This is a genomic window from Neisseria sp. P0022.S010 (genome assembly GCF_051956635.1).
Map to the genome: position 1 here is coordinate 1 of NZ_JBQCXF010000174.1, position 5,743 is coordinate 5,743.

5 protein-coding genes are annotated in these 5,743 nt (G+C 54.6%); 1 reads left to right on the top strand and 4 read right to left on the bottom strand.

The genetic code is table 11. From position 1 onward, the window contains the following. Positions 1–1,397, top strand: a 1,397-nt coding sequence (gene thiC, locus ACTHUT_RS12915; RefSeq protein WP_440418868.1) for a phosphomethylpyrimidine synthase ThiC, incomplete at its 5' end; no start/stop codon positions are given. Positions 1,398–1,488: 91 nt separating this feature from the next. On the opposite strand, the gene murJ is transcribed toward thiC, so the two are convergent. From murJ to fabZ, 4 genes are all read right to left on the bottom strand, one after another. Continuing rightward, the gene (gene murJ / locus ACTHUT_RS12920; RefSeq protein WP_250599398.1) at positions 1,489–3,027 is read right to left on the bottom strand and encodes a murein biosynthesis integral membrane protein MurJ; all 1,539 of its coding nucleotides are present in this window, start codon (positions 3,025–3,027) and stop codon (positions 1,489–1,491) included. Between the two features lie 9 nt (positions 3,028–3,036). Beyond that, positions 3,037–4,212, bottom strand: coding sequence for a lipid-A-disaccharide synthase (gene lpxB / locus ACTHUT_RS12925; RefSeq protein ID WP_250599396.1), 1,176 nt, complete (start codon positions 4,210–4,212; stop codon positions 3,037–3,039). A 159-nt stretch (positions 4,213–4,371) separates the two neighbouring features. After that, on the bottom strand, positions 4,372–5,148 hold the full coding sequence (gene lpxA, locus ACTHUT_RS12930; RefSeq protein WP_003681706.1) for an acyl-ACP--UDP-N-acetylglucosamine O-acyltransferase: 777 nt from the start codon (positions 5,146–5,148) through the stop codon (positions 4,372–4,374). Positions 5,149–5,222: 74 nt separating this feature from the next. Continuing rightward, a complete protein-coding gene (gene fabZ / locus ACTHUT_RS12935; RefSeq protein WP_003681704.1) occupies positions 5,223–5,672 on the bottom strand; it encodes a 3-hydroxyacyl-ACP dehydratase FabZ in 450 nt (149 codons plus the stop codon). Positions 5,673–5,743 lie beyond the last annotated feature (71 nt).

Genomic DNA, 5,743 nt, shown 5'->3' on the forward strand with positions numbered 1-5,743 from the left:
GCATGAAGCTGGACGAGCTTTTCAGACGGCCTGAATACGCCAAGCTCTTGATACAGCACGCAGGGCAAAGTTTCGGCGCGAATATCCCAACCCATCCCGACCAAATCACGCCCGAATTTGTGCGCCAAGAAATCGCCGCCGGACGCGCGATTATCCCTGCCAACATCAACCACCCCGAACTCGAACCGATGATTATCGGCCGCAACTTCCGTGTCAAAATCAACGGCAACTTGGGCAACTCCGCCGTCACCTCCAGCCTGACCGAAGAAGTCGAAAAAATGGTGTGGTCGCTGCGTTGGGGCGCAGACACGATTATGGACTTATCCACAGGCGCGCACATCCACGAAACGCGCGAATGGATTATCCGCAACGCGCCCGTCCCCATCGGCACCGTGCCTATTTACCAGGCTTTGGAAAAAACCGGCGGCATTGCCGAAGATTTGACTTGGGATTTGGTGCGCGACACCTTAATCGAGCAGGCAGAACAAGGCGTGGATTATTTCACCCTGCACGCCGGCGTATTGCTGCGTTATGTGCCGATGACCGCCAACCGCCTGACCGGCATCGTATCGCGCGGCGGCTCCATCATGGCGAAATGGTGCCTCGCCCACCATCAGGAAAACTTCCTCTACACGCATTTCGACGAAATCTGCGAAATCATGAAAGCCTACGACGTCTCGTTCAGCCTCGGCGACGGCCTGCGCCCCGGCTGCATTGCCGATGCCAACGACGAATCCCAATTTGCCGAGCTGCACACTTTGGGCGAATTGACCGCCAAAGCGTGGAAACACGACGTCCAAGTCATGATCGAAGGCCCCGGCCATGTACCGTTGCAACGCGTGAAAGAAAACATGACCGAAGAGCTGCAACATTGCTTTGAAGCGCCTTTCTACACCCTCGGCCCGCTCGTTACCGACATCGCCCCCGGCTACGACCACATCACCTCGGGCATAGGCGCGACCAATATCGGCTGGTACGGCACAGCCATGCTCTGCTACGTGACCCCGAAAGAGCATCTTGGCCTGCCCGATAAAGAAGACGTGCGCACCGGCATCATTACCTACAAACTCGCCGCCCACGCCGCCGACCTCGCCAAAGGCTGGCCGGGTGCGCAGTTGCGCGACAACGCCCTGAGCAAGGCGCGTTTCGAATTCCGCTGGCGCGACCAATTCCGCCTCAGCCTCGACCCCGAACGCGCCGAGAGCTTCCACGACGAAACCCTGCCCGCAGAAGGCGCGAAAATCGCCCACTTCTGCTCGATGTGCGGCCCCAAATTCTGCTCGATGAAAATCACGCAGGAAGTGCGCGACTACGCCGACAAGCAAAAAGCACAACAGCAAGGTATGGAAGAAAAAGCGATTGAGTTCGTCAAAAAAGGAGCAAAGCTTTACAGTTGAAACGTAAAGCAAGAAAAGGCCGTCTGAAAATGTTTCAGACGGCCTTTTTAGCGAATAGTCTTTAAGCCAAAGCAATACGCACTACGGTTGCTTATTTTTCTACTCTGCGGAAATGGTGCGGACGGAAGCCGAGCGCAGCGAGGGAAACGAAGTAGAGGCCGCCGCCCAAGGCAATCAGGACACAGAGTTGGCCTGCTTTTTTAAAGCCGCCGACGTGTACCCATTCAAACGGCAGATAATATTGCGCCAGCCACAAACCGCCGCCCATGACGACCAAAGAGATGACCATTTTGACCAAAAACGCCGCCCATCCTTTACCGGGGCGGTAGATGCCGTGTTTGCGCAAAAGGAAAAACAGCAAACCTGCATTCAGACACGCGCCCAAACCGATAGCGAGGGACAAGCCGACGTGTTTGAGCGGCGAAATGAAGGCGAGGTTCATCAACTGCGTGCAAATCAGCGTGAAAATAGCGACCTTAACAGGAGTTTTGATGTTTTGGCGCGCGTAGAAGCCGGGTGCCAACACTTTAATCATAATCAGCCCGATCAAGCCGAAGGAATAGGCGATCAGCGCGTGTTGGGTCATTTGCGCGTCGTGCAGCGTAAATTCACGGTACATGAACAAGGTCGTAACCAGAGGGAAAGACAACACGGCAAGGCCGACGGCGGCAGGTAGGGTCAGTAGCATACACAAGCGCAAACCCCAGTCGAGCAGGCCGGAAAACTGCTCGGTATCCTGACTGGCGGCGTGTTTGGACAAGGTAGGCAGCAAGATTGTACCGAGTGCCACGCCCAAAACGCCAGTCGGCAATTCCATCAGTCGGTCGGCGTAATACATCCACGACACGCTGCCGGACTGTAAAAACGAGGCAAAAATGGTGTTGATAACCAAGGAAATCTGCGCCACGCTTACGCCCAAAATAGCCGGTGCCATCTGTTTCATCACGCGGTTGACCGCTGCGTCTTTAAAGCTGAGTTTGGGCATTTTCAAGAAGCCCAATTTTGCCAACCAAGGCAGTTGGAACACCAGCTGCAACACGCCGCCGACAAATACCGCCCACGCCAAAGCCATAACGGGCGGATCGAAATACGGTACAAAAAACAGGGAAAAGACGATAAAGGAGATGTTCAAAAATGTCGGCGTAAAGGCAGGAATGCCGAATTTATGATAGGAATTAAGGATCGAACCGACAAAAGACGACAAGGAAATCAAAAAGATATAAGGAAACGTTACCCGCAGCAGGTCGATGGAAAGCTGAAACTTATCAGCTTCTTTGGCAAAACCGGGAGCGGAAACATAAATCACCCATGGCGCGGCAAGTATGCCCAGCGCGGTAACGATGACCAACACAAACGACAGCATACCGGCCACATGACGTACAAATGCCTGTGTGGCTTCGGGTGAGCGGGTTTCTTTGTATTCCGCCAAAATCGGTACGAAGGCTTGGGCAAATGCGCCCTCTGCAAACACGCGCCGCAGCAGGTTGGGCAGTTTGAACGCGACAAAAAACGCATCCGTCGCCATGCCTGCACCAAACGCACGGGCGATAATCGTATCGCGCACAAAGCCTAAAATGCGCGACACCATAGTCAGGCTGCCAACCTTGGCCAAGGCTCCCAATAAATTCATGTATTTTCCTTACTTGTCTTTCAGGCCGTCTGAAAATCCGGCTTCTTCCAATACTGCCGCCGCCGCCAATGCAGCCGTATCTTTTTTCAACAGCAGATGCAAGGCGTGGAAATCCTGTTCCAACACGGCCACGGCTTCAGGGCGGTCATACCAGTCTGCAACGGCCTGCGCCAGTTTTTCAGGGACGGCGTCGTGTTGCAGCAGCTCGGGAACAGCGGCTTTACCCAACAGAATATTGGGCAAACCGACATGCGGCACTTTGATTTTGCGTTTCACATACGCATAAGTCAGCGGCGAAATTTTGTAGCTGATGACCATAGGCCGCTTGCACAAGGCCACTTCCAAAGTCGCCGTACCGCTGGTAACCAATACCACGTCGGCAGCGGTGCAAACCGTATCCGACTGCTTGTCGGTCAGCGTGATGGGAAGAGAGGCGAACTCAGGCTGCGCCAAAATTTCGCTAATGCGTTTGCGCGTTGCGGCCGTTGCCACAGGCAGCAAAAACTGTGCCTGCGGGTAACGTTTCAACAGCAATAAGGCCGTCTGAAAAAATACCGCCGCCATGTAATCGATTTCGCTCACGCGGCTGCCGGGCAATATGGCAAACACGGGCACGTCCGCAGGAACGCCCAGCTTCTGCCGCGCCGCCGCCCTATCCGCTTCCACGGGCATGGTTTGCGCCATCGGATGGCCGACAAACTCGGCCTTACCTCCGGCATCGATATAAAGCTGCGGCTCCATCGGAAACAGGCACAACACGCGGTTGACCTGATGCACGATTTTATTGACCCGTTCGCGTCGCCACGCCCAAACCGACGGGCTGACGTAATGAATGGTATGAATGCCTGCCTGCTTGAGTTTTTCCGCCACGCCGAGATTAAAGTCCGGCGCATCGATGCCGATAAACACATCCGGCTTGAGGCGGATTAAATCGTTCACCAGCCCTTTGCGGATTTTCAAAATCTGCGGCAGGCGTTTGATGACCTCAACAAAACCGCGCACCGCCAACTTTTCCTGATCGTACAAACTCTCGAAACCCTCCGCCTTCATGCGCTCGCCACCGATGCCGGTAAACCGCGCATTCGGGCAACGCGCCTTAATGGCACGGATTAAGTGTGCGCCAAGCAAGTCGCCGGAAGCTTCGCCGACACTGATGGCGATAAGGGGGGAAGGATTGGGGTTCATGTTGTTGAGGTTCGGAAGCTAAAAGATTTTGTGGCGGACATTTGCCCGCCCGTTTTCAGACGGCATCTGCGGCAGACAGACAGGAAACCTGCCTACTGCGCGGATTTTTGCAATCCAAAGGCCGTCTGAAAAAGTTTCAGACGGCCCTCAATCCATCAATCAACGGATAATGCCGCGTGTGGATTGTGCAAAAAAGTCTTTAAATACCGCCAATTCGCTTTGGGTTTCGGCACGTTTCAGAATGTCTGCCTTGGCCTCTTCAAACGGAATGCCACGATGGTAAATGGTTTTATACACATCTTTGACAGAGGCAATCTGTTCGGCAGTGAAACCGTTGCGGCGCATACCTTCGCTATTGAGGCCGGCCGGTTCGGCGCGGTAGCCAGCAGCCATGAAGTACGGCGGTACGTCTTTGTGTACGCCGGCGGCAAACGCGGTCATGGCGTAATCGCCGATTTGGCAGAATTGGAACACCAGCGTGTAGCCGCCCAAGACGACGTAGTCGCCGATGGTAACGTGGCCTGCGAGTGAGGCGTTGTTGGCGAAGATGGTATGGTTGCCGACCACGCAGTCATGGGCAAGGTGGCAGTAGGCCATAATCCAGTTGTCGTCGCCGATACGGGTTTCGCCGATACCGGTGACCGTACCGAGGTTGAACGTCGTAAATTCGCGGATGGTGTTGCCGTTGCCGATAATCAGCTTGGTCGGCTCGTCGCGGTATTTTTTGTCCTGCGGAATTTCGCCGAGGCTGGCAAATTGGAAAATACGGTTGTTTTCACCGATGGTCGTATGGCCGTTGATGACGACGTGCGGGCCGATTTCGGTATTCGCACCGATTTGCACATTGGGGCCGATGATGCTGTATGGGCCGACTTTGACGCTGGAGTCGAGTTCGGCTTTAGGGTCGATGACGGCGGTCGGATGGATAAGGGTCATGCTGTCTCCTTGCTGTCTGATACAGGTATTGCCTGCAAGATGCCGTCTGAACTTTCAGACGGCCTGTCCCATTCTTACACCACGCGTTTGGCGCACATAATCACGGCTTCAACGGCAACTTGGCCGTCGACTTTGGCAACGGCGTTGAATTTGCCGATACCGCGTTTGTTGGTCAACAGCTCGACTTCAAATACCAGTTGGTCGCCGGGGATGACTTGGCGTTTGAAACGGGCGTCGTCGATACCGGCGAAGAAGAAGAATTCGTTTTCTTTACGGCCGCCTTCGCTGAGGATGGCGAGTGTGCCGCACGCTTGCGCCATGGCTTCGATAATCAGCACGCCGGGCATCACGGGCAGGTCGGGAAAATGGCCTTGGAACTGCGGCTCGTTCATGGTGACGTTTTTAATCGCAGTTAGGGTTTTCATCGGTTCGAACGCGGTAATGCGGTCGAGTTGCAAAAACGGATAGCGGTGTGGGATAAGTTTTTGAATGTCTTTGGCTTCGATCGGGAGTTGTACGTCCATGATGTTCGTCTTTCCTTGTTTGTATTGGGTTTAAACGTATTCGGATGCGGGGCGCGGACTGTTTGCGCCGC

What these genes read in the sequence shown, in the direction of transcription:
- murJ (WP_250599398.1), bottom strand. Translation starts at nt 3,027, where the DNA reads ATGAATTTATTGGGAGCCTTGGCCAAGGTTGGCAGCCTGACTATGGTG.
- lpxB (WP_250599396.1), bottom strand. Translation starts at nt 4,212, where the DNA reads ATGAACCCCAATCCTTCCCCCCTTATCGCCATCAGTGTCGGCGAAGCT.
- lpxA (WP_003681706.1), bottom strand. Translation starts at nt 5,148, where the DNA reads ATGACCCTTATCCATCCGACCGCCGTCATCGACCCTAAAGCCGAACTC.
- fabZ (WP_003681704.1), bottom strand. Translation starts at nt 5,672, where the DNA reads ATGGACGTACAACTCCCGATCGAAGCCAAAGACATTCAAAAACTTATC.